The sequence below is a fragment of the Pseudomonas sp. B424 genome, assembly GCF_055408345.1.
In genome coordinates, this window is record NZ_JBUZTL010000002.1 from 256,945 (window position 1) to 281,666 (window position 24,722).

Here is a 24,722-nt window from a genome sequence, read left to right on the forward strand (position 1 = left end):
TTTGTCAGGCAAGTCGCAGTGATGCCATCGCGAGCAGGCTCGCTCCCACCGTTTGAGGGGTGACGCTTACAACAATGACAACGGGTAGCTGATGAAGATGCGGTTTTCGTCGAACTCGTGGGCGCTGTAGTCGCGACGGATGCTTGCGTTGCGCCACCGCAGGTTCAGGTCCTTGAACGTACCGGCCTGTACGGTGTAGGCCAGTTCCGATTCGCGACCCCACTCCTTGCCGTCAGTGGTGCTGGCGGTGTGGATGTTATCGCCGCTGATATAACGGTTCATCATGGTCAGGCCGGGTACGCCAAGCACTGCGAAATCGAGGTCGTGGCGCACTTGCCAGGAGCGTTCCTTGGCGTTGTCGTAGCTGGAGTTGTAGCTGTCGTTGGCCAGTGTCCCGCCGCTGGTGCCGTTGACGCGGAGCCAGCCATCGTCGCCGCTGATTTTCTGCAGGCCGACATACAGGGTGTTGCCTTTGTATTTGGCCGAAAGCAGGGCGTAGGCGGTTTTGTTGTCCAGATCGCCGGCCAGTTTATTGCCGTCTTCCTTGCCCCAGAAATAACCCAGGTTCGCGCCCAGGGTCACATCGCCAATCGGCTGGCTGTGCAGAACGTTAAGGAATTGTTGCTGGTAGATGTCTTCCAGCTGGGCGTACCACACACCGACTTGCGTGCGTTTTTCGTTGAAGCTGTAGTCACCGCCGGCAAAGTTGAAACGGTCGGAGGTGAAGGCGCCTTTGCCGTTGAGCGACATGTCTTCCATGCTCGCATCGTTACGCGGGCTGTTGGCGCGGAACTGACCGCCGTAGAGGTTCAGGCCGGCAATTTCCCTGGAGGTGATCTGGCCGCCACGAAAGGTCTGCGGCAGGGAGCGACCATCGTCCGAGCGCAAGATCGGCAGTACCGGCATCCATTCGCCGATCTTCAGTTCGGTGTTGGAAAGCTTGGCCTTGGCGGCAACCCCCAGGCGGCCAAAGTTATCGGCCGGTTCGCCATCGCTATGGGTTGGCAGCAGCTGTGTGCCGGCCGTACCTTTGCCGCCGTCGAGCTTCTGAGAGTAGAGGCCCAGCACGTCCACCCCGAAACCGACGGTACCTTGAGTGAAGCCGGACTTGACGTCGAGAATGAAGTTTTGTGTCCATTCTTCGGCTTTGCTTTGCGGGTAGTCGGGGTTGGTGTAGTTGCGGTTGATATAGGCGTTGCGCAAGGTCAGCGTCGCTTTGGTGTCATCCACAAAGCCTTCGGCCATGCCCGTTAAAGGCAAGGCCAGCCCCATGCTGCCGAGCCCGAGCAGAACCATGGATCGAGTGCTTTGAGCGTTTTTGGAACGTGCAAGAAGGGAGGGGGCGCAGGTAGGTGTGATCATCCGTAGAGCTCCTTGAATATTATTATTTTTGTTATCTGTTGTCGTACAACAGGGGCGGATTATTTACAGAGTGTATGGAGAGTTGTCAATGCCAGCGGCTACACTGCGACCACCGCAGGCACTAGCGCCTTACTGACATGGATGGCACATGAACGAAACCAGTCTCCAACGTAAAACCCTGCTCTTGTTGCTGGCCGCGGTCACGATTGCCTTTGTCTGGATTTTGCTGCCGTTTTACGGCGCGATTTTTTGGGCCGTAGCGCTGGGAATACTGTTTGCACCTTTGCAGCGCAAGCTGGTGTTCAAGTTCAAGGGGCGGCGCAATCTGGCTACGTTTACCACCCTGGGGGTGTGCACGCTGATTGCGATTTTGCCGGTGATCCTGACCACCGCCTTGCTGGTGCAAGAGGTGGCGATGCTTTACAGCGACGTGCAGAGCGGCAAGATCAACGTCGCCAGTTACGTCATGCAGTTTGAAAACATCCTGCCGGCGCATTTGCAGGACTGGATGGATCGCTTCGGGTTGAGCAGTATCGACGGGCTGAGCGATAAAATTGCCAAAGGTGCACTGGAGGGCAGCCAGTTCTTCGCTACCCAGGTGTTCAGCTTTGGGCAGAGCACCTTTGAGCTGGTGGTGAGCTTTTGCATCATGCTCTACCTGCTGTACTTCTTTATCCGGGACGGTCAGGCGATGGTGCGCATGATCCGCAATGCGGTGCCGATGGCCGAGGAGCACAAGCGTCTGCTGCAAATCACCCTGCGTCGTGTGGTCAGGGCTTCCGTCAAGGGCAACCTGGCAGTGGCGGTCACCCAGGGCGCTCTGGGCGGGCTGATCTTCTGGTTGCTGGGCATCCATAGCGCGCTGTTCTGGGCGGTGTTGATGATGTTCCTGTCGCTGTTACCAGCGGTGGGTGCCGGTATCGTCTGGGCGCCGGTGGCGGTTTACTTCCTGATCACGGGCATGGTTTGGGAAGGGGTGGTGCTGGCGTTGTACGGGGTGTTTGTGATCGGCATGGTGGACAACGTGCTGCGCCCGCTCATGGTGGGCAAGGACACGAAAATGCCGGACTTCCTGATTCTGATCTCGACCCTGGGCGGCATGGCGATTTTCGGTCTTAACGGCTTTGTGATCGGCCCGCTGATCGCCGCCATGTTCCTGTCCAGCTGGGGGCTGTTCAGCGGCACCCGGCGCAAAAAAATGCGCCTGCCCGCCGACATCACACCAAACGATTAACGAAAGCTGTATGACACCCCGACGTAGGCGCCCATGCCTTCGCCGGGTGTGGAGCGTGCGGCATCCAGCCCTTTGTCGTCGTAACCGGGGGTAATGGTGGCAGCGTAGCGTTCGCCCGTGAGGTTGCGCAGGTCGAGCCAGGTTTGCCAGTCCTGCTTGGGGGAGTTGTAGCCCAGGGTTGCAGCGAACAGCATGTAGGACGAGGCGTAATACGAGTTGGCGTAATCTACCGCCATGCGTGAGGCCACCTGAGTGTTGACCCCGGCGTAGAAGCCCTGGGGATGTTCGTAACGGACCTCTGCCTGGTAGTAATGTTGCGGGATGCCCGGCAGCTTGTTGTCGCCAAAACGTGGGTCGTTGCGGTAATGGAAGTCGCTGAAGGTGTAGGCCTGACGCAAGGATACTTTACCGATTGCATCGCGCTGCCACAGCAGGCTGTTCAGGCCAGCTTCGAAACCCTGGTGTACGGTCGGGCTGGCGTTGTATTCGCCGACAATGGGCGCTTCAATTTCAACCGTCAGCAATTCATGGCGCACGGCCGAGTAATACCAGGCCAGATCCCATTTCCCTACCCAAGACTCGCCACGTGTGCCCAGTTCAAGCGTGGTGGCCGTCTGGTTTTGCATGGCTATCGGCGTGCTTTGACGCCCAGCAGAAGGACCGCTTGTGTCCGGGAAACGGTACGGCGAACTCCAGATCATCGACCAAGGGTGCGGCGGCTCAACCGAACGGCTCAGGTTGCCGTACACCTGCAGGTTCGGGTTGAACTCATAGCGCAGGCCGACACGGGGCGCGTAGTCCCAATCATGCTGACTGACCTTGCCGCCGCTCTCGGGGTAGCTCACATCGCTTTCGCGGCGGGTATAGATCAGGGCCATGCCGGTGGTCAGCCACAGGTCGGGGATCAGCTCCAGATCGTTGCTGGCGTGCAGCACGCTGTCCGAACCTTGGTAACTGAAATCACGGGTCTTGGTGCCGGCCGGGTATTTAGTCGAAATGCGGATAAATTCCGAGGCGCCACTATTGGGCAGATGCTTGGTAGTGCGCAGCCCCACGGTGGTTTTGCTTTCAAGGCCGAACAGGGTGTCGCGGCGTTTGTAGTTCAGCGTACCGCTGACATCGGTGTAAGCCACCTTCAGGCGGTTGGGGCCTTCGCGCAGGTCCATCGGGTAGTCGTGGTAGACCAGGCCCACTTCCAGCTGCGAATCGTCATCCAGGTACATGGTGGTTTTGTTGCCCAGCCAGGTACTGCCGGGCTGCGGGCGGCTGTAGTCGCCGCTGACATAGGCCGGGTTGGCTGCGCGAGGGTGATGCTTGATCTGTTCTTTGGTCACGCGCCCGGCCAGTTGGTTATCGGTTTCGCGATAGCGCAGGTAGAAGCGGGTTTCCAGTTGCGGGCTGAAGCGATAGCCGACGTTGGCGGCGATGCCCTGGCTACTGCCGCGGGAGTGATCCTGATAGCCATCGGTGTCGGAGTCGGTCAACGCCACGTAGTAATCAAGATCCCCAAGCACCTGGCCGGAGCTGATCTGGCGTTTTTGATAGCCGTAACTGCCTGCTTCATAGCGCACTTGCAGCGGCGCCGCATCGTAGCCGGTGTGGGTGACGTAGTTGATTGACCCGCCCAGGGCCAGTGAGCCGGTTTCGAAACCGTTGGCACCGCGCAGTACTTCGGCGCGGCTCAGCCACAAGGGTTCGAACAGCTCGTATGGGGTGCCGCCGGGGCCCGTTAAGGGCAAGCCGTCGAACATCACATACAGGCCTGAACCGTGGGCGCTGGGGGCGCGATTAATGCCCGAGCCGCGCACCGAGACCTTGGCTCCGTCATTGCCCGCCGATTGCGCGTAGATTCCCGGCTGGTAGGCCAGAATATCGGCATTGCTGGCAGTGCGGCCGTTTTCGACGCGGTTCATATCGATCAGGTTGCTGGCGCCGGGTATTTCATTGAGCGCGCTCTGAGCTGCTTCCAGTTCGCTGCTTTCTTCGCTGCGTACCTGCACCTCACCCAGTTCCAGGGCACTGCCGTAGGCGGGGGTGGCACTGAGCAGTGCCAAGGGTAAAAGCGAGGAGAACACGGATCGCATTAACGGGGATTCCAGGACGATGGGCGGGCGGCGCGCCAGCCTATACAAGGCAAGAATGACTCGCAACGTGCGGGTATCAAAAATCCTGTGGGAGCGGGCTTGCTCGCGATGCTGCAAGCTCACATTTTTTCGGGATTTTTCGCACAGGTTTGACAATTGCCGGGGTCGCTGTGAGGGGCCTATAGTCGGTGCTCGCCGCTAAGGCGACCGGGTTTGGCGATCTGGACTAACTTTAAATAAGTACATAATTGCTATATACGGTTGAGCGTGTATTTTGCTCGTAATGTTTTATGGCAGCTGTACGTGGGAGATCTTCGGGTCTGCCGGGTTTTCTTAAAGTTACCGGTTCGCCAACCCGCGTACAGCGGCCACCTGTTTTTGTTTGGCGACAAGAATGGATGGCTAAAATCGAACTTTAAGAGATTTATTTATGACGAATTCGCCGCACATTCCGTTAACAGCTATCGACTGCACCATCCCCGCCTTGCTGATCGACCGCAACGCCCCTCTCGATGTACTCCATGCCAACGCCGCCGCCCGCTTTCTGGCTGTAACCCAACTGATGGAAATGTTCTCCAGCCGCTAAATGCAACAGGCCGATTCGGTTGATCTCAAACATCTGGCTTTTGTTTCGGCGCAATTGCTGCGCGATGGTTGTGACCTGCTCGATGTGCTGGGCTGGCGCTTGCGGCCCTCCTGATATCGTCTGTTTTACTGATGCGTTGAGTACATATCCGGCATTCGCGTTTAACTGGAAGATGGGTTCCGCCCTTACGGCGGGTCACTTTTTTCAGACGCCAAAAAAGTAACCAAAAAGGCTTGCCCCTGGCGTACGGCCCTCGCTGCGCTCAGGTTCCCTCGCTCCGGTCCCGCTCCGTGGGCACGCCGCCACGGGCCATCCATGGCCCATCGCGGCTCTCCCGGCATCCATGCCGGGAGGCCCACTGCGCAGAACCTCCTCTCGGCCTGCCGATGGGGCGGGCAGATCAAAAGCAATGCCCGCCGAAGCGGCCGACCGGCCGGCCTGTTTGGCGGCGAGGTCTGCGAGACTCGCACATCTCCTCTGTGGGAGCGGGCTTGCTCGCGATGCAAGCGGCGCGGTATTTGAGTTGAATCGCGCCGATGCCATCGCGAGCAAGCCCGCTCTTACTGATGCGTTGAGTACATATCCGGCATTCGCGCTTAACTGGAAGATGGGTTCCGCCCTTACGGCGGGTCACTTTTTCCAGACGCCGAAAAAGTAACCAAAAAGGCTTGCCCCTGGCGTACGGCCCTCGCTTCGCTCAGGTTCCCTCGCTCCGGTCCCGCTCCGTGGGCACGCCGCCACGGGCCATCCATGGCCCATCGCGGCTCTCCCGGCATCCATGCCGGGAGGCCCACTGCGCAGAACCTCCTCTCGGCCTGCCGATGGGGCGGGCAGATCAAAAGCAATGCCCGCCGAGGCGGCCGACCGGCCGGCCTGGTTGGCCTGGTTGGTGGCGAGGTCTGCGAGACTCGCACATCTCCTCTGTGGGAGCGGGCTTGCTCGCGATGCAAGCGCCGCGGTATTTGAGTTGAATCGCGCCGATGCCATCGCGAACAAGCCCGCTCTTACTGATGCGTTGAGTACATATCCGGCATTCGCGCTTAACTGGAAGATGGGTTCCGCCCTTACGGCGGGTCACTTTTTCCAGACACCGAAAAAGTAACCAAAAAGGCTTGCCCCTGGCGTACGGCCCTCGCTCCGGTCCCGCTCCGTGGGCACGCCGCCACGGGCCATCCATGGCCCATCGCGGCTCTCCCGGCATCCATGCCGGGAGGCCCACTGCGCAGAACCTCCTCTCGGCCTGCCGATGGGGCGGGCAGATCAAAAGCAATGCCCGCCGAGGCGGCCGACCGGCCGGCCTGGTTGGCGGCGAGGTCTGCGAGACTCGCACATCTTCTCTGTGGGAGCGGGCTTGCTCGCGATGCAAGCGGCGCGGTATTTGAGTTGAATCGCGCCGATGCCATCGCGAGCAAGCCCGCTCCCACAAGGGGTTGTGCAGTTTCAAGCCTTAACCTTTGCTTTTGCTGTAGCCACGGGATGACCGGGCGAAAGATCAACAAAAAACCCCGCAAAGGCCAGGCCTTCACGGGGTTTGGGGTGCAACGCTTACGCCTTAGCCAATCAGGCCCAGCGAAGCGTGTTGCACCAGTTCCAGCATGGGTTGCGGGTAAACACCCAGGAAGAACACCAGGACCGAAACCGCCAGCAGCATGACGCCGCCCGCTTTTTGTTCCCAGTTCAGCGGAGCATCGTGGCGATGCAGCTTTGGCTCAACCAGGTACAGGGTCACCATCACACGCAGGTAGTAGAACACGCCGATGGCGCTACCCAGGATCAGGGAGCCCACCAGCCACCATTGGTGAGCTTCAACGCCAGTGGCGATGATGTAGAACTTGCCGATAAAGCCGGCGGTCAGCGGGATACCCGCCAGCGACAGCATCATCACGGTCATCACGGCGGTCAGGTACGGACGGCGCCAGAACAGGCCGCGGTACTCGTACAGTGCATCGGCGTCACGGCCTTTGTATGGCGAGGACATCAGGGTAATCACGCCGAACGCACCCAGGCTGGTGAGCACGTAGGTGATCAGGTACACGCCGATCGCTTCCATGGCCATGCCTTTGCTCGCCACCAGGGCGATCAGCAGGTAGCCGAAGTGAGCGATGGACGAGTAACCCAGCAGACGCTTGAGGTTGTTCTGGGTCAGGGCCAGCAAGTTACCGAACAGGATCGAGGCAATCGCGATCACGGTCAGTACATCGCTCATCACGCCGGTAGTGGCCGACGGCGTGATCTGGAACAGACGCACCATCACCGCAAACACAGCCACTTTGGACGCGGTAGCCAGGAACGCAGCGACCGGGGCCGGAGCGCCTTCGTACACGTCCGGAGTCCAGAGGTGGAAAGGCACCAGCGACAGTTTGAACGCCAGGCCCACCAGCATCATGCCCAGGCCCAGCTGGGCCAGCGGCGCAGGTACGCCGGTGGCAGCCAGGGCGTGACCGATACCGCTGAAGCTCAGGCTGCCGGCTTCGGCGTACAGCAAGGCCATGCCGAACAACAGGAACGCTGAACCGGCTGCCGACAGCACCATGTACTTGATGCCGGCTTCAAGTGAACGCTTGTTGAAGAAGGCATATGCCACCAGGCCGTAAACCGGTACCGAGAGCAGTTCCAGACCGATAAACAAACCGGCCAGGTGCTGTGCGCTGACCAGCACGATACCGCCGGTCGCAGCCAGCAGCATCAGCAGGTAAAGCTCTTCACGGTTGCCCGGGTAGCCGGTGCCGCCTTCGCCCAGATATGCGTGGGCCAGAGTAACGCAGGCCAGGGTCGCGGCCAGGATCAGCCCGATGTACAGAAAGGCGAAGTTGTCCATCATCAACAGCGGGGTGACAGCCAGTGGAGCAACTTTCAACGCCGGGAAGATCGACAGCAGGGCCAGGTTAAGACCCGCCACCGAAAGCAGGAAGGTCTGTGAGTGGTTGCGGCGCCACGCGATTGCCAGCATCACCACAATAACGGTGAGGCTGGTAATCAGCAGTGGAGCAAGCGCGATAAAGTGTTGGATCGTGAATTCCATAGCGCTCTTACCGGGCCGAAGCGAGTTGAGTGAAGGCGGTGCCGAGCCATTGCTGCACGCCATGCATGGTGGCAGCGGAGGTATCGAGGAACGGTTGTGGGTACACGCCGATGAACACCAGCAGTACCGCCAGACCGAGCACCATGATCAGTTCACGTGCGTCCATGCCGGCCAATACGGCGTCCGACTTGGAAGGGCCGAAATAGGCACGGTGAATCATGATCAGCGAGTAGACCGAACCAAACACCAGGCCGGTCGTTGCAATGGCCGTGATCCATGGGAAGCTGGCGAACGAGCCCATCAGGATCAGGAACTCACCGACAAAGTTACCGGTGCCCGGCAAGCCCAGCGATGCAGCCGCGAAGAACAGGCTGATGGCCGGCAGGTAAGCGATCTTGGACCACAAGCCACCCATCTCACGCATGTCACGGGTATGCAGGCGCTCGTACAGTTGGCCGCTGAGGATAAACAGCGCCGCTGCCGAAACACCGTGGGCCAGCATCTGGATCACGGCGCCTTGCAAGGCCAGCTGGCTGCCGGAGTAGATACCGATCAGTACGAAGCCCATGTGCGAAACGCTGGAGAACGCGATCAGACGCTTGATGTCGGTTTGTGCGAAGGCCAGGAAAGCACCGTAGAAAATCCCGATCAGGCCCAGGGCCATGGCAATCGGCGCGAACTCGGCCGAAGCATTCGGGAACAGCGGCAAGGCGAAACGCAGCAGACCATAAGCAGCGGTCTTCAACAGGATACCGGCCAGATCGACCGAACCTGCTGTGGGTGCCTGTGCGTGAGCATCCGGCAACCAGGAGTGGAACGGTACCACCGGCAGCTTCACGGCAAAGGCAATGAAGAAGCCCAGCATCAGGATGTACTCAGTGGTGAGCGACATCTTGGTTTTCAGCAACTCGGCGTAGCTGAAGGTAATCACGCCGGTGCTGTTGAAGTTGACCAGCACCAGACCCAGGATCGCCACCAGCATGATCAGGCCGGAAGCCTGAGTGAAGATGAAGAACTTGGTGGCGGCGTAGATACGGGTTTTCTTGCCGTCCGATGAGCTGTGACCCCAGAGCGCGATGAGGAAGTACATCGGCACCAGCATCATTTCCCAGAAGAAGAAGAACATGAACAGGTCGATGGCCAGGAACACGCCAACCACACCGCCCAGGATCCACATCAGGTTCAGGTGGAAGAAGCCCACGTGACGCTGAATTTCTTTCCAGGAACACAGAACCGAAAGCACACCGAGCAAGCCGGTCAGCAGGATCATCAGCAGCGACAGGCCGTCCAGCGCCAGATGCACGCTGATACCGAAGCGTGCGATCCAGGTGTGCTGGAACTCAAGGGCCCAGGTCGGATCGGCGCCAGGCGCCGGTGCAAATGAGTAGTTCCCCTGGGACCACAGCCAAAGGCCGAGGGCAAGCTCAAGGGACATGGTCAGCAATGCAATCCAGCGGGGCAGGGTGGAGCCGAAACGCTCACCCAGCCAGCACAGGAGGCCGCCGATAAAGGGGATCAGGATTAGCCAAGGCAGAATCATGACGGGCTCAATTCCTTTCGCAAAGTCGAAGGTTCATATCAGACCGCTACCAACACGATGGCGCCCATGACCAGTACAGCACCGGCGGCCATGGATGCAGCGTACCAACGCAGTTGACCGGTTTCGCTGCGGCTGAGGGCGTTATGCCCGGCCTTGGCCATCTTCGGGATCAAACCAATGGTCTGGTCCAGAGGATCTTTGGCCAGCAAGCGGCAGATCAACAGGTACGGTTTGACGAACAGTTTGTCGTACAGCCAGTCGAAGCCCCAGGCAGCGAACCACCAGGCCGACAGGAAGCGACCGATGCCGCTGTTGGCGACTGCGGTTACAAAGCGACGCTTGCCCAGGTACAGCAGGGCAGCGAGCAGGATACCGGCGAGGGCGATGGCTCCCGAGGCGATTTCCAGGCTGTGCTTGGCGTCGCCGCCCGCATGGCCAACGCTTTGTGGCAGAACACCAGCCAGTGGTGGCGTGATCATTGCGCCGATAAAGGTCGACAGTACGATCAGCACGCTCAATGGCAGCCAGTAGGTAACGCCATGGCCCGCGTGGGCTTCAGTCTTGGCTTCACCGTGGAACGTGACGAAGATCAGGCGGAAGGTGTACAGCGAGGTCATGAATGCACCGACCAGGCCGGCATACAACAGTTCGTTGTTACCGCTGGCGAAGGCTTCCCAAAGAATTTCGTCCTTGGAGTAGAAACCGGCAGTCAGCAATGGCAAGGCAGACAGCGCCGCGCCACCGACGATGAAGCTGGCGTAGGCCAATGGCAGTTTTTTCCACAGGCCGCCCATCTTGAAGATGTTCTGCTCGTGATGGCAGGCAACGATTACCGCACCGGATGCAAGGAACAACAGCGCCTTGAAGAAAGCGTGGGTCATCAGGTGGAAGATCGCGCCGTCCCAGGCACCCACGCCCAATGCCAGGAACATGTAGCCGATCTGGCTCATGGTCGAATAGGCAAGGATACGTTTGATGTCGGTTTGTACCAGTGCGGCAAAACCGGCCAGTACCAGGGTCACACCGCCGACGATGCCGACCAGGTGCAGTACGTCAGGCGCCAGAGTGAACAGGCCGTGGGTACGGGCAATCAGGTAGACACCGGCCGTTACCATGGTCGCGGCGTGGATCAGTGCCGACACCGGAGTAGGGCCGGCCATCGCGTCCGCCAACCATGTTTGCAGTGGCAGTTGCGCGGATTTACCGACAGCGCCGCCCAGCAGCATCAGGGTCGCCAGCACGATCCAGAAATCACCTGCCTGGAACTTCTGAGGTGCCAGAACCAGCAGTTCCTGAATGTTCAACGTGCCCAGTTGCTGGAACAGGATGAACAGGCCGATGGCCAGGAACACGTCGCCGACGCGGGTCACGATAAAGGCCTTGAGTGCGGCGTTACCGTTGTTGCGGTTGCTGTAGTAGAAACCGATCAACAGGTATGAGCACAGGCCCACGCCTTCCCAGCCGAAGTACACGAACAGCAGGTTATCGGCCAGGATCAGGAACAGCATGCTGGCGATAAACAGGTTGGTATAGGCGAAGAAACGCGAGTAGCCGTCTTCACCGCGCATGTACCACGAGGCAAACACGTGGATCAGGAAGCCGACACCGACCACCACACCGAGCATGGTGACCGACAGGCCGTCCAGATGCAGGGCGAAGTTGGGCTTGAAGCCCTCCACCGACATCCACTGCCACAGCACTTGTGTGTACTCACCGCCCTGGGGCGGTGCGACGTTGAATTGCCAGATCACGTAGGCGGCCACGATGGCCGACAGGCCAATGGAGCCGACGCCGATTACGGCCGAGAGGTTTTCGCTGAAGCGTCCACGGGAGAACGACAGCAGCAAAAAGCCGATCAGGGGGAATACGAAAGTCAGAAAGAGAAGGTTCATCCGCGCATCTCACTGGCAGCATCGATATCAAGCGTGTGGAAGCGGCGATACAGCTGCAGCAGGATCGCCAGGCCAATACTGGCCTCAGCGGCTGCAAGGGTGATCACCAGGATGAACATGACCTGTCCATCCGGCTGCGCCCAGCGTGCACCGGCAACGATGAAGGCCAGTGCAGCGGCGTTCATCATGATTTCCAGACTCATCAATACGAAGAGAATGTTGCGACGGACCATCAGGCCGACCAGACCGAGGCAGAACAGGATGCCCGCTACCGCGAGACCATGTTCGAGAGGTATTCCTGGCATGTTATTGCTCCTTCGCCTCAGTACGGCCCAAGTGGAACGCCGTCACAGCTGCAGCAAGCAGCAGCATCGAGGCGAGTTCGACCACCAGCAGATACGGGCCGAACAGGCTGATGCCCACGGCTTTTGCATCAATGGTGGTTTGACCGATTGCAGCACCGCTCTGGTGAGCGAACAACACGTACAGCAGCTCGGCCAGCAGCAGGGCGGACAAAATGGTTGGCCCGATCCAGATACCCGGTTTAAGCCAATGGCGTTCTTGCGTCACCGAGGCAGGGCCCTGGTTGAGCATCATCACCACGAACACAAACAGCACCATGATGGCACCGGCGTAGGCGATCACTTCGAGCACACCGGCAAAGGGTGCGCCCAGGCTAAAGAACGTCATCGCCACGGCAATCAGCGAAATAATCAGGTAGAGCAGGGCGTGCACAGGGTTGGTGTTGGTGATCACGCGTAACGTGGCCACGACAGCGACACCCGATGCGAAGTAGAAAGCGAATTCCATCGTTCTTCCTTAAGGCAGCAAGCTCTTCACGTTGATCGGCTCGGCTTCGTTCTGGGCGGCGCCTTTCGGCTTGCCTGCTACGGCCATACCTGCAACACGATAGAAGTTGTAATCAGGGTTCTTACCGGGGCCGGAGATCAGCAGATCTTCTTTCTCGTACACCAGATCCTGACGTTTGAACTCGGCCATCTCGAAATCCGGTGTCAGCTGGATCGCGGTGGTCGGACAGGCTTCCTCACACAGGCCGCAAAAAATGCAGCGTGAGAAGTTGATGCGGAAAAACTCCGGGTACCAGCGGCCATCTTCGGTTTCGGCTTTTTGCAGCGAGATGCAGCCTACCGGGCACGCTACGGCGCACAGGTTACAGGCTACACAACGCTCTTCGCCGTCCGGGTCGCGGGTCAGGACAATCCGGCCACGGTAGCGTGGTGGCAGGTAGACCGGTTCTTCCGGGTATTGCAGCGTGTCACGCTTGCGGAAGGCATGGCCAAACACCATCACCAAGCTGCGAAGCTGGGTGTAGGTGCCATGCACGATGTCAAACAGGTACTTGAACATGGGTCTCTATCCTCACTGAACCGCGCCGGCGGGCGTGTTCAACAACACGACTGCAGCGGTCACCAGCAAATTGATCAGGGTCAGCGGCAGGCAGAACTTCCAGCTGAAGTCCATCACTTGGTCATACCGTGGGCGCGGAATAGAAGCGCGCAGCAGGATGAAGATCATGATGAAAAACGCGGTCTTCAGGGCGAACCAGATAAACGGAATCTGCGGCAGGATGCCGAAAGGCCCGTGCCAGCCACCGAAGAACAAAGTCACCAGCAACGCCGAGATCAGCACGATCCCGATGTATTCACCGACGAAGAACATGCCCCATTTCATGCCGGCGTATTCGATGTGGTAACCATCGGCCAGTTCCTGTTCTGCTTCCGGCTGGTCGAAGGGGTGACGGTGAGTCACGGCCACGCCGGCGATGAAGAAGGTCAGGAAACCGAAGATCTGCGGGATGATGAACCACAGGTTCTGGGCCTGGTACTCAACGATGTCGCGCATGTTGAACGAGCCGACCTGCACCACGATGCCCATCAGGGCCAGGCCCATGAACACTTCGTAGGACACGGTCTGGGCCGAGGCCCGCAAGGCGCCCAGCAGGGCGAACTTGTTGTTGCTCGACCAGCCGGCAAACAGCACCGCATAGACCGACAGACCGGCCATGGCGAAGAAGAACAGGATGCCGACGTTCAGATCCGCCACGCCCCAGGTCGGGGTGATCGGGATAATCGCGAAAGCAATCAACAAGGCACTCATGGCCACAACCGGTGCCAGGGTGAAGATCACCTTGTCGGCAAACGGTGGCGTCCAGTCTTCCTTGAAGAACATCTTGATCATGTCGGCAGCAATCTGGAACGCGCCAAACGGACCCACACGGTTCGGACCGTAACGGTCCTGCCACAGGGCCAGCAGGCGACGCTCTACCCAGCTGAGCAGCGCGCCGCACACCACGACGGCGAGCAGGATCACCACGGCTTTGAGCACCGAGATAATCACGTCGATCACTTCAGGCGTAAACCAGGTCATTGGGCTGCCTCCTGCAAACCGTCAACGGTAAGGCCAAAGATCGCGGGCGGGATACCGGCAAGCCCGGCAGGCAATGCCACCAGACCCGACCCCAGCTCTTCATTGATACGCAGCGGCAGACGCAGGGTCACGCCGGCAACGTTGAGGCTGAGCAGGGCTCCGTCATTGACACCCAGACGGTCGGCTTCGGATTTGGCCAGTGCGATGTAAGCAGCCGGAATGCGTTCTTGTACCGGCGCGGCTTTGGAAGAGTTCTCTTCGCTGCCCAGCAGGTGGAAGAACGGCACCACTTGCCAGGTGCCACGTGCCGGGTTGAAAGCGCCCGGTATGTTGGCGAACCAGCCCAGCGAATCACCCTTGCTTTCGATCAGGCGGGTGCCCGGGTCGCCAGCGCGGATATGACCACCGACTTCGTCCTGGAACTTGTTCCACGCTTGTGGCGAGTTCCAGCCCGGCGACCAGGCGAACGGCACTTGTTGGCGCGGTTCGACGGAGCCCGAGTAACCTTCCATGGAGAAGGCGAACGCGGTGTCCGGGTCTTGCGGGGTGCGAGGCTCGTGCACGCTGATGTTGGCGCGCATGGCGGTGCGGCCGCTGTAACGCAGCGGTTCGCGGGCCAGCTTCATGCCCTTGATGCGGAAGGCTGCAGACGGCGCGGCATCGACGATGCGGGCAAGTGCAGGAGTGCTCGCAGCAGTGGCTTGAGTCACGTGGTCGAGCAGGGTCCAGTCAACCGGCTTGTTCAGCAGGGTGCTGCGCAGGGCGTGCAACCAGCGCCAGCCTTCGTGAACCAGAATGTTGGCGTCCAGGTAAGTCGGGTCGAACACCTGGAAGAAGCGCTGGGCGCGGCCTTCCTGGCTGACCAGGGTACCGTCGCCTTCAGCGAAGCTGGCGGCCGGCAGTACCAGGTCGGCACGGTCGGTGGTCGCAGTCTTCTGGTGATCAGCAACGATGACCACTTTGGCCGCGTCCAGTGCAGCGTTGACCTTGACCGCGTCAACCCGGGTGAACAGGTCGTTTTCCAGTACCACGATGGCGTCGGCTTTACCGTCGATCACCGCTTGCAGGGCGGCGTCTACCGAGTCGCCGCCGAGCATGGCCAGGCCGAGGCTGTTGGCTTCCGGCACGATCAGGCTGATGGAACCGGCCTTCTCGCGCAGGTGCAGGGCTTTGGCGATGTTGCCTGCGGCTTCGATCAGGGCTTTGGAACCCAGGGAAGTGCCGGCAATGATCAGCGGACGCTTGGCGGCGAGCAGGGCGTTGGCGATGCGTTGTGCCAGTTCCAGCGCTTCAGCGTCCAGGCCGGCAACGGCAGGTGCGCTGGCGTCGAGGGCGTGAGCTACGGCGAAACCGATACGGGCCAGGTCGTCGGGAGCTGCGTGAACGCATTCTTCGGCAACGTCGTCGAGCTTGGTTTCAGCCAGGCTGGCGATGAACAGCGGGTGCAAGGCGTGTTGACCGATGTTCTTCACGGCGGCGTCGAGCCAGGGTTGTACGCGCATGCCATCGGCCATTTCTTCGGCCTTGCCCTTGACTGATTGACGCAGCGACAGCGCCATACGGGCGGCGGTCTGGGTCAGGTCTTCGCCGAGGACGAAAATGGCGTCGTGATCTTCGATCTCGCGCATGTTCGGCACTGGCAGCGGGCTGTCTTTCAATACTTGCAGCACCAGACGGATGCGCTCCAGCTCACCGGCTTCGATGCCTGAGTAGAAGTGCTCGGCGCCGACCAGTTCGCGCAACGCATAGTTGCTTTCGAGGCTGGCGCGGGGCGAACCGATACCGACGATGTTGCGACCGCGCAGCAGGTCAGCGGCTTTGTCCAGTGCTGCGTCGAGGCTCAGCTTGGTGCCGTCGGCCAGCAATGGCTGGCGCGGGCGATCTGTGCGGTTGACGTAGCCATAGCCGAAACGGCCACGGTCGCACAGGAAGTACTGGTTGACCGAACCGTTGAAGCGGTTTTCGATACGACGCAATTCGCCATAACGTTCGCCCGGGCTGATGTTGCAGCCGCTGGAGCAACCGTGGCAGATGCTTGGCGAGAACTGCATGTCCCACTTGCGGTTGTACCGCTCGGAGTGGGTTTTGTCGGTGAACACGCCGGTCGGGCAGACTTCGGTGAGGTTGCCCGAGAACTCGCTTTCGAGCACGCCGTCTTCAACGCGACCGAAGTACACGTTGTCGTGGGCACCGAACACGCCCAGGTCAGTACCGCCCGCGTAGTCTTTATAGAAGCGTACGCAGCGATAGCAGGCGATGCAGCGGTTCATTTCGTGGGAAATGAACGGGCCCAGTTGCTGGTTCTGGTGGGTACGCTTGGTGAAGCGATAACGGCGCTCGTTGTGGCCGGTCATCACGGTCATGTCTTGCAGGTGGCAGTGACCGCCTTCTTCGCACACAGGGCAGTCGTGCGGGTGGTTGGTCATCAGCCATTCAACAACGCTGGCGCGAAATACTTTCGCTTCTTCGTCGTCGATGGAGATCCAGCTACCGTCGGTGGCCGGGGTCATGCAAGACATGACGATACGACCACGCTTGTCGTTCTCGTCGGTGTACTGCTTGACGGCGCATTGGCGGCAAGCGCCAACACTGCCCAGGGCGGGGTGCCAGCAGAAATACGGGATATCGAGGCCTAGCGACAGACACGCCTGTAACAGGTTGTCTGCCCCATCGACTTCGAGATCTTTGCCGTCTACGTGGATAGTGGCCATGGTTCAAAGGTCTTCGTTGGCCCGGTGTCAGCGGGCGTGGCTAATGGAATCTTGTTATGCGTTCGAAACAACTCAGCCTTACGGCGTTATCGAACGATCAGAGAGCGGCACGGACCGCTCTCCTTCAGAGCGTTACGCGCCGATTACAATCGGGCGTGCCAGAGGCGGTACACCGGGTTTTGCCTGGGCAATACCGGCTTCAAACTCTGGACGGAAGTACTTGATCGCGCTGCCCAATGGCTCCACGGCACCCGGTGCGTGAGCACAGAACGTCTTGCCAGGGCCGAGGAAGCCGACCAGACCCAGCAGGGTCTCGATATCGCCGGGCTGACCCTCACCGTGCTCGATGGCCATCAGCAGCTTGACGCTCCATGGCAGGCCATCACGGCAAGGGGTGCAGAAACCGCACGATTCGCGGGAAAAGAACTGTTCCATGTTGCGCAGCAGGGACACCATGTTGACGCTGTCGTCCACGGCCATGGCCAGGCCTGTACCCATACGGGTGCCAACCTTGGCGATACCGCCGGCGTACATTTGTGCGTCCAGGTGCTCTGGCAACAGGAAGCCCGTACCGGCGCCGCCTGGCTGCCAGCACTTGAGCTTGAAGCCGTCGCGCATGCCACCGGCGTAGTCTTCGAACAGCTCGCGGGCGGTCACGCCGAACGGCAGCTCCCACAGGCCAGGGTTCTTCACTTTGCCGGAGAAGCCCATGAGCTTGGTGCCCATGTCTTCACTGCCTTCGCGCGCGATGGATTTGTACCAGTCAACGCCGTTGCCGATGATGGCCGGTACGTTGCACAGGGTTTCAACGTTGTTCACGCAGGTCGGCTTGCCCCATACGCCCACAGCAGCCGGGAATGGCGGCTTGGAACGCGGGTTGGCGCGACGGCCTTCGAGGGAGTTGATCAGTGCGGTTTCTTCGCCGCAGATGTAACGCCCGGCGCCCGTGTGAACAAACAGTTCGAAGTCAAACCCCGAGCCCAGGATGTTCTTGCCCAGCAGGCCTGCGGCCTTGGCTTCTTCCACGGCACGGCGCAGGTGCACGGCGGCAGTGGTGTATTCGCCACGCAGGAAGATATAACCGCGGTAGGTTTTCAGTGCGCGTGCACTGATCAGCATGCCTTCGATCAGCAGATGGGGCAGTTGCTCCATCAGCATGCGGTCTTTCCAGGTGTTGGGTTCCATTTCATCGGCGTTACACAGCAGGTAACGGATGTTCATGGACTCGTCTTTAGGCATCAGCCCCCACTTCACGCCCGTGGGGAAGCCCGCACCGCCGCGACCCTTGAGGCCGGCGTCTTTCACGGTCTGGACGATATCGTCCGTCGCCATGTCAGCGAAGGCCTTGCGGGCGGCCGCGTAACCGTCCTTGGCCTGGTATTCGTCGAGCCATACCGGCTCGCCGTCGTCACGCAGACGCCAGGTCAAAGGGTGGGTCTCTGCCGAACGCTTGATCAGGTTGGCAGGGCCGAAAGAAGTCAGGCTCATGGGTAGGCCTCCAGCAACGTGGCGACGCCAGCAGGCTGCACGTCACCGAATGTGTCGTCGTCGATCATCAACGCCGGCGCCTTGTCGCAGTTGCCCAGGCAGCACACCGGCAGCAGCGTGAAGCGGCCGTCCGGGGTGGTTTGGCCCAGGCCGATGCCCAGCTTGTTCTGGATTTCGCCAACCACGGATTCGTGGCCGCCGATGTAGCAGACCATGCTGTCGCACACGCGAATGATGTGACGGCCAACCGGCTGGCGGAAGATCTGGCTGTAGAACGTGGCCACACCTTCAACGTCGCTGGCAGGGATGCCCAGCAATTCGCCGATGGCGTAAATCGCGCCGTCCGGCACCCAGCCGCGTTCCTTCTGAACGATCTTCAGGGCTTCGATCGACGCTGCGCGCGGATCTTCGTAGTGATGCATCTCGTGCTCGATGGCCGAGCGCTCGGTTTCGCTCAGGGCGAAACGGTCTGTCTGGATAAGCGTGCTGTTCATGCTTAGCGGTCCACGTCGGCCATAACGAAATCGATACTACCCAGGTACGCAATCAAGTCCGCGACCATTTCACCTTTGATCACCGAAGGGATCTGCTGAAGGTGCGGGAAGCTTGGGGTACGAATCCGGGTGCGGTAGCTCATGGTGCCGCCATCGCTCGTCAGGTAATAACTGTTGATGCCCTTGGTCGCTTCGATCATCTGGAAGGATTCGTTGGCCGGCATGACCGGGCCCCACGAAACTTGCAGGAAGTGCGTGATCAAGGTCTCGATGTGCTGCAGCGTGCGCTCTTTAGGCGGCGGCGTGGTCAGCGGGTGATCCGCTTTGTACGGGCCGGCCGGCATATTACGCATGCACTGCTCGATGATTTTCAGGCTCTGACGCATTTCTTCGACGCGCACGATGCAACGATCGTAGGCATCGCCATTGGCCGCCAGCGGGACTTCAAATTCGAAGTTCTCGTAGCCGGAGTAAGGGCGCGCTTTGCGGATGTCGAAGTCGCAACCGGTGGAGCGCAGGCCGGCACCGGTGACGCCCCATTCCAGGGCCTCTTTGGTGTTGTAGGCCGCGACGCCGATGGTACGGCCGCGCAGGATGCTGTTGTCCAGAGCGGCTTTTTGGTATTCATTCAGGCGCTTGGGCATCCAGTCGAGGAAGTCCTTGACCAGTTTTTCCCAGCCGCGAGGCAGGTCGTGGGCAACGCCGCCGATGCGATACCAGGCCGGGTGCAGACGGAAACCGGTGATGGCTTCGATCACGGTGTAGGCTTTTTGACGGTCGGTGAAGGTGAAGAACACCGGGGTCATGGCGCCCACGTCCTGGATATAGGTGCCCAGGAACAGCAGGTGGCTGGTGATACGGAAGAACTCGGCCATCATGATGCGGATGGTGTCGACGCGGTCCGGAACCTTGATCCCGGCCAGCTTCTCGACCGACAGCACGTACGGCAGGTTGTTCATCACGCCGCCGAGGTAGTCGATACGGTCGGTGTACGGGATGAAGCTGTGCCAGGACTGGCGCTCGGCCATTTTTTCGGCACCACGGTGGTGGTAACCGACGTCCGGCACGCAGTCGACGATTTCTTCACCGTCCAGCTGCAGGATGATGCGGAAGGCACCGTGAGCCGAAGGGTGGTTCGGGCCCAGGTTGAGGAACATGTAGTCCTCGTTTTCGCCGGAACGCTTCATGCCCCAGTCTTCAGGGCGGAAACGTGCGGCTTCTTCTTCCAGCTGTACCTTGGCCAGGGTCAGGCTGTACGGATCAAATTCAGTGGCGCGGGCAGGGAAGTCCTTGCGCAGCGGGTGACCTTCCCACGTCGGCGGCATCATGATGCGGGTCAGGTGCGGGTGGCCTTTGAAGTCGATACCGAACATGTCCCAGACTTCACGCTCGTACCAGTTGGCGTTTGGCCAGATACCGGTCACGGTCGGGACGCTCAGGTCGCTTTCGGACAGCGCCACCTTGATCATCACGTCGCTGTTACGCTCGAGTGACATCAGGTGATAGAAAACGGTGAAATCTGCACCCGACGGCAGGCCCTGACGCTTGGTACGCAGACGTTCGTCCACACCGTGCAGGTCATAGAGCATGACGTAGGGTTTTGGCAGGTTGCGCAGGAAGGTCAGGACTTCAACCAGTTTGGCGCGGGTAACCCAAAGCACCGGCATGCCGGTGCGCGTGGCCTGGGCGGTGAACGCCTCCGGGCCAAAACGGGTATTGAGTTCGACAACCACATCTTGGTTGTCAGCCTTATAAGGCGGGATGTACAGAGCGGAGCCTGTAGTCATGGTTTTTTTATCGCTTTCGTTCAACGTAAAGAATGAAGCCAGTGTTTCGTTCTATTGATAGAAACGGCGCTGGATCAGACTTCGTCGGGGCTGCGCAGGTTGGTGACCTGAATACGCTGTTCGCGGCGCTGTTCCTTTTGCGACGGCATCTCGGCGCGATAAACGCCTTGTTCGCCGACGACCCAGGAAAGTGGGCGACGCTCCTGGCCAATCGACTCTTGCAAGAGCATCAAGCCTTGCAGAAAAGCCTCTGGGCGGGGTGGGCAGCCAGGTACGTAAACGTCCACGGGCAGGAACTTGTCGACCCCTTGGACCACGGAGTAGATGTCGTACATGCCGCCGGAGTTGGCGCAAGAACCCATGGAAATAACCCATTTAGGCTCAAGCATTTGCTCATAGAGACGCTGAATGATCGGCGCCATCTTGATGAAGCAGGTACCGGCAATAACCATGAAATCCGCCTGACGCGGCGATGCCCGGATAACTTCGGCGCCAAAGCGCGCGATGTCGTGGGGGGCCGTGAAGGCGGTGGTCATCTCCACGTAGCAGCAAGACAGGCCGAAGTTATACGGCCACAGGGAGTTTTTACGCCCCCAGTTGACGGTATTGTTCAGCACGTCTTCAAGCTTGCCCATGAAGATGTTTTTGTGGACTTGATCTTCTAACGGATCGGCAACGGTTTCCCGTGTGCCGATCGGATATTGCTCGTTAGGAGCGTCCGGGTCGATCCTGGTAAGTTCGTATTGCATCGCCAAAGCCTCATTGTTTCAGCTTGGCCTGCCGCTTGCGACGAGCTTCCGGTGCCCAATCAAGAGCACCCACCCGAAATAGGTAGACAAGGCCTGCCAACAGAATTGCTATGAAAACGAGAGCTTCGACGAATCCGGTCCAGCCGCTTTCGCGAACGGACACAGACCATGCAAAGAGATAGAGGGCTTCGATATCGAAGATCACGAACAGCATCGCGACCAGATAGAATTTGGCTGAGAGCCGCAAGCGGGCGCCACCGGTAGGTAGCATGCCTGACTCGAACGGTTCGTTTTTGCTGCGACCCCAGGCTTTTGACCCAAGGAGGCTGGAGACGCCAAGCATGAAGGCACAAAGGCCGACAACGCCGAGAAGGAAAATGGCAAAGCCCCAGTTATGGGCTATGAGTCCTGTCGCTTCGGGCATGCTGGTAATCCTTAACAGAGAGCAAGAATCTCTGAGCTTGAAAAAGAAATAAAGCAGTGACGTTATGTCGCAGTGCTATTGATGGCCGGGATTTTATGGCTAAACACCCGGCAAGTAAATTTTCTAAGATGAATTAATTCAGTCCTTTAGTGGTATGGCCTTCCTGGAATGTGCTGTAGGCCTTGTGGTGCGGGCATTACAGCGTATTTCGGTGATTATGTTTTACAGGCCAGATAATCAATAATATCGACTCTAAATGATAATCAATATTGTTTGAGTGTGGTGTGTTACGTCGTGCCGGTTGAAGTTGGCTTATATAGGCGCACTTAGCAAGTTTTGAACTTGGCTTTTTTAACCCGGTTTTTGTTTTGGGGTATGGATCTGGATCAGGGGTTTGTTAAAAACAAGGTGCGGGAAAAATGTGTAGCCACTGCCGCAGGTTTTGGGCTCGTCCATGCTCTGTAGGGTCGGGCTGGTCATTAGAGGGGGGACATATTGTGTCGAAATATTCTTCGCCATCTGGCAGCCCCGCAAGCTTGATCATCGCGAGCGGGATAATTAGCCTCTGGCTTTGTGACCTGTCATTGGCTGCGGTCATATCGCAACACTCCCGGTCGGCGAACAATAATAACGAGCGTGTGTCATGAATAAAGTTGTGGTGATTACCGGCGGCAATTCAGGTATTGGCGAAGCGTGCGCCCGGCGCTTTGCAAGGGAAGGGTATGAAGTGATTGTCTGCTCGCGGCGTGAGGCCAAAAACCAGGAGTTGTGCGAAAGCCTGCATGAAACGGGGGCTCGGGCGCACGGCTATGCAGTCGATATGCGTGACCCTGTTGCGCTGAATGCAGTTTTCCAGCAGATCAGCGTGAACCACCCGCCTGTCGACTGCCTTATTAACAGTATGGGTATAGAAGGATCGTCCTTCACGTTGACCGAAGATTATGCTGACGACATTTTCGATGATGTCATGGCGACCAATGTCAAAGCGCCGTGGTTGTGCATGAAGGCCGTGCTGCCTCGCATGCGGGAGCTGGGCCGGGGCAGTATCGTCAATGTGGCTTCATTGGCCGGGCTTCGTGCCAGTGTCACTGGCGGTACTGCTTACACCGCGAGCAAGCATGCCTTGGTGGGAATGACCAGGGCGGCTGCCAGAGAGTACGCGCCCTTTGGCATTCGGATAAATGCAGTGTGCCCGGGGTTTGTCAAAACACCCATGCTGGAAGATATTTTCGGGCAAGAGCTGGAACAGGCTGCAAGCACCTATCCCCTGAATCGCATCTGTGAAAAAGAAGAAGTTGCCAATGCCATTTACTGGTTGGCTTCAGGTGACGCCTCTTATGTAACCGGCATCGCCATGCCCGTGGATGGTGGGCTAGTGGCCTAGGTTGTTGCGGCTTTTATATCCAGCCGCAATCTGACGATGACGATGGCCCGTATTATGGGAATCGCTCAGAAAGAATAAACCCGCCGCTTCGTCAGAAGCGGCGGGTTTATTTTGTCGGGCCACTATCGGCCGTCAGCTTTTATCAGTGGAACTGTTCTTCTTCAGTCGAGCCGGTCAGGGCGGTGACCGAAGACGAGCCACCCTGGATCACGGTGGTCATGTCGTCGAAGTAGCCAGTGCCCACTTCCTGCTGGTGCGCCACAAAGGTGTAGCCTTTGGAAGCGTCAGCGAATTCCTGCTCTTGCAGTTTCACGTAGGCCGTCATGTCGTTGCGGGCGTAATCGTGCGCCAGGTTGAACATGCTGTGCCACATGTTGTGGATGCCCGCCAGGGTGATGAACTGGTGCTTGTAGCCCATTGCCGACAATTCGCGCTGGAACTTGGCGATGGTCGCGTCGTCCAGGTTTTTCTTCCAGTTGAAGGAAGGCGAGCAGTTGTACGACAGCAGTTGATCCGGGTATTCCTTTTTGATCGCTTCAGCAAAGCGACGGGCTTCGTCGAGGTCCGGTTTGGCGGTTTCGCACCAGATCAGGTCGGCATAAGGAGCGTAGGCCAGGCCGCGAGCGATGGCCTGGTCCAGGCCGGCGCGTACTTTGTAGAAGCCTTCCTTGGTGCGCTCGCCAGTGACGAACGGCTGATCGTAAGGGTCGCAATCGGAGGTCAGCAGGTCAGCTGCGTTGGCATCGGTGCGTGCCAGGATGATGGTTGGCGTGCCGGCAACGTCAGCAGCCAGACGGGCAGCGGTCAGCTTTTGTACGGCTTCCTGGGTTGGCACCAGAACCTTGCCACCCATGTGGCCGCATTTTTTAACCGAGGCCAGCTGGTCTTCGAAGTGAACGCCGGCGGCGCCCGCTTCGATCATGCTTTTCATCAGTTCGTAAGCGTTCAGTACGCCGCCGAAACCGGCTTCAGCGTCAGCCACGATCGGTGCGAAGTAGTCGATATAACCCTCGTCGCCCGGATTTTTACCGGCTTTCCACTGGATCTGGTCAGCGCGACGGAACGAGTTGTTGATGCGCTTGACCACGGTTGGAACGGAGTCCACCGGGTACAGCGACTGGTCCGGGTACATGGATTCGGCAGAGTTGTTGTCTGCCGCCACTTGCCAACCCGACAGGTAGATAGCCTGGATACCGGCTTTAACCTGTTGTACTGCCTGGCCCCCGGTCAGGGCGCCCATGCAGTTGACGAAATCTTTCTCAGGACGGAAGGACGGGTGTGCGCCCTGTGTCACCAGTTTCCACAGCTTGTCGGCGCCCATTTTTGCAAAGGTGTGCTCGGGTTGAACCGAGCCGCGCAGGCGGACCACGTCAGCAGCGGAGTAATCGCGAGTCACGCCTTTCCAGCGTGGGTTTTCGGCCCAGTCTTTCTCAAGGGCTGCAATTTGCTGTTCGCGTGTCAGTGCCATGGTGATAAACCTCGTCGCATAGGTCTGGGTTGAAAAATGGTTGCTCCACCAGGCACACAACAATGTTGTTTGAGTCTGTGCATGAATGGCTGCTCGCTGCGGGCAGTAC

Annotated in this window: 18 protein-coding genes and 1 pseudogene; 3 read left to right on the plus strand and 16 right to left on the minus strand. The window is 59.1% G+C overall.

Features of this window, described 5'->3' with window-relative positions:
- Window positions 1–66: 66 nt before the first annotated feature.
- Window positions 67–1,296 carry an OprD family porin gene (locus tag ACZRMS_RS03545; RefSeq protein ID WP_463994335.1) on the minus strand — a complete coding sequence of 410 codons (1,230 nt, stop codon included), beginning with the start codon at window positions 1,294–1,296 and terminating at the stop codon, window positions 67–69.
- A gap of 214 nt (window positions 1,297–1,510) precedes the next feature.
- On the opposite strand from ACZRMS_RS03545, the gene ACZRMS_RS03550 reads away from it, so the two are divergent.
- Window positions 1,511–2,596 carry an AI-2E family transporter gene (locus ACZRMS_RS03550; protein ID WP_463994153.1) on the plus strand — a complete coding sequence of 362 codons (1,086 nt, stop codon included), beginning with the start codon at window positions 1,511–1,513 and terminating at the stop codon, window positions 2,594–2,596.
- On the opposite strand, the gene ACZRMS_RS03555 is transcribed toward ACZRMS_RS03550, so the two are convergent.
- The gene (locus ACZRMS_RS03555) at window positions 2,593–4,680 is read right to left on the minus strand and encodes a TonB-dependent receptor family protein (RefSeq protein WP_463994154.1); all 2,088 of its coding nucleotides are present in this window, start codon (window positions 4,678–4,680) and stop codon (window positions 2,593–2,595) included. The genes ACZRMS_RS03550 and ACZRMS_RS03555 overlap by 4 nt on opposite strands.
- A gap of 430 nt (window positions 4,681–5,110) precedes the next feature.
- Between ACZRMS_RS03555 and ACZRMS_RS03560 the strand changes: the two are divergent.
- Window positions 5,111–5,380 (plus strand): annotated as a pseudogene (locus ACZRMS_RS03560) (short-chain dehydrogenase).
- Window positions 5,381–6,818: 1,438 nt separating this feature from the next.
- On the opposite strand, the gene nuoN reads toward ACZRMS_RS03560, so the two are convergent.
- The 13 genes from nuoN to ACZRMS_RS03625 form a co-directional block, all read right to left on the minus strand.
- A complete protein-coding gene (nuoN, locus tag ACZRMS_RS03565) occupies window positions 6,819–8,288 on the minus strand; it encodes an NADH-quinone oxidoreductase subunit NuoN (RefSeq protein ID WP_463994155.1) in 1,470 nt (489 codons plus the stop codon).
- A gap of 7 nt (window positions 8,289–8,295) precedes the next feature.
- A complete protein-coding gene (gene nuoM / locus ACZRMS_RS03570) occupies window positions 8,296–9,828 on the minus strand; it encodes an NADH-quinone oxidoreductase subunit M (protein WP_463994156.1) in 1,533 nt (510 codons plus the stop codon).
- Between the two features lie 38 nt (window positions 9,829–9,866).
- Window positions 9,867–11,720, minus strand: a complete 1,854-nt coding sequence (gene nuoL / locus ACZRMS_RS03575) for an NADH-quinone oxidoreductase subunit L (protein ID WP_463994157.1) — start codon at window positions 11,718–11,720, stop codon at window positions 9,867–9,869.
- Window positions 11,717–12,025 carry an NADH-quinone oxidoreductase subunit NuoK gene (nuoK, locus tag ACZRMS_RS03580; RefSeq protein WP_019412103.1) on the minus strand — a complete coding sequence of 103 codons (309 nt, stop codon included), beginning with the start codon at window positions 12,023–12,025 and terminating at the stop codon, window positions 11,717–11,719. The genes nuoL and nuoK overlap by 4 nt, the downstream gene beginning before the upstream one ends.
- Before the next feature lies 1 nt (window position 12,026).
- Window positions 12,027–12,530, minus strand: coding sequence for an NADH-quinone oxidoreductase subunit J (gene nuoJ / locus ACZRMS_RS03585; protein ID WP_463994158.1), 504 nt, complete (start codon window positions 12,528–12,530; stop codon window positions 12,027–12,029).
- Window positions 12,531–12,539: 9 nt separating this feature from the next.
- Window positions 12,540–13,088: an NADH-quinone oxidoreductase subunit NuoI gene (gene nuoI / locus ACZRMS_RS03590; protein ID WP_463994159.1), complete on the minus strand. Its 549-nt coding sequence runs from the start codon at window positions 13,086–13,088 to the stop codon at window positions 12,540–12,542.
- A gap of 12 nt (window positions 13,089–13,100) precedes the next feature.
- Window positions 13,101–14,108, minus strand: coding sequence for an NADH-quinone oxidoreductase subunit NuoH (gene nuoH, locus ACZRMS_RS03595; protein ID WP_019828518.1), 1,008 nt, complete (start codon window positions 14,106–14,108; stop codon window positions 13,101–13,103).
- Window positions 14,105–16,819, minus strand: coding sequence for an NADH-quinone oxidoreductase subunit NuoG (gene nuoG / locus ACZRMS_RS03600; RefSeq protein WP_463994160.1), 2,715 nt, complete (start codon window positions 16,817–16,819; stop codon window positions 14,105–14,107). The genes nuoH and nuoG overlap by 4 nt, the downstream gene beginning before the upstream one ends.
- A gap of 132 nt (window positions 16,820–16,951) precedes the next feature.
- A complete protein-coding gene (gene nuoF / locus ACZRMS_RS03605; RefSeq protein ID WP_463994161.1) occupies window positions 16,952–18,307 on the minus strand; it encodes an NADH-quinone oxidoreductase subunit NuoF in 1,356 nt (451 codons plus the stop codon).
- Window positions 18,304–18,801, minus strand: a complete 498-nt coding sequence (gene nuoE, locus ACZRMS_RS03610) for an NADH-quinone oxidoreductase subunit NuoE (RefSeq protein ID WP_088379405.1) — start codon at window positions 18,799–18,801, stop codon at window positions 18,304–18,306. Before nuoE ends, nuoF begins: the two co-directional genes overlap by 4 nt.
- Before the next feature lie 2 nt (window positions 18,802–18,803).
- A complete protein-coding gene (gene nuoC, locus ACZRMS_RS03615) occupies window positions 18,804–20,588 on the minus strand; it encodes an NADH-quinone oxidoreductase subunit C/D (protein WP_463994162.1) in 1,785 nt (594 codons plus the stop codon).
- A 74-nt stretch (window positions 20,589–20,662) separates the two neighbouring features.
- Window positions 20,663–21,337 (minus strand): NuoB/complex I 20 kDa subunit family protein, encoded by a 675-nt coding sequence (locus ACZRMS_RS03620; RefSeq protein WP_048358578.1) that lies wholly within the window; start codon window positions 21,335–21,337, stop codon window positions 20,663–20,665.
- Window positions 21,338–21,347: 10 nt separating this feature from the next.
- Entirely contained in the window at window positions 21,348–21,761 is a 414-nt protein-coding gene (locus ACZRMS_RS03625; protein ID WP_048358577.1) for an NADH-quinone oxidoreductase subunit A, read from the minus strand.
- Between the two features lie 643 nt (window positions 21,762–22,404).
- Here ACZRMS_RS03625 and ACZRMS_RS03630 point away from each other — a divergent pair.
- Complete coding sequence (locus tag ACZRMS_RS03630) at window positions 22,405–23,145, plus strand: SDR family NAD(P)-dependent oxidoreductase (RefSeq protein WP_463994163.1); 741 nt, start codon at window positions 22,405–22,407, stop codon at window positions 23,143–23,145.
- Between the two features lie 142 nt (window positions 23,146–23,287).
- Here the strand turns inward: ACZRMS_RS03630 and aceA are convergent, their stop codons facing one another.
- Window positions 23,288–24,613, minus strand: a complete 1,326-nt coding sequence (gene aceA, locus ACZRMS_RS03635) for an isocitrate lyase (RefSeq protein ID WP_048358575.1) — start codon at window positions 24,611–24,613, stop codon at window positions 23,288–23,290.
- Between the last annotated feature and the right edge of the window lie 109 nt (window positions 24,614–24,722).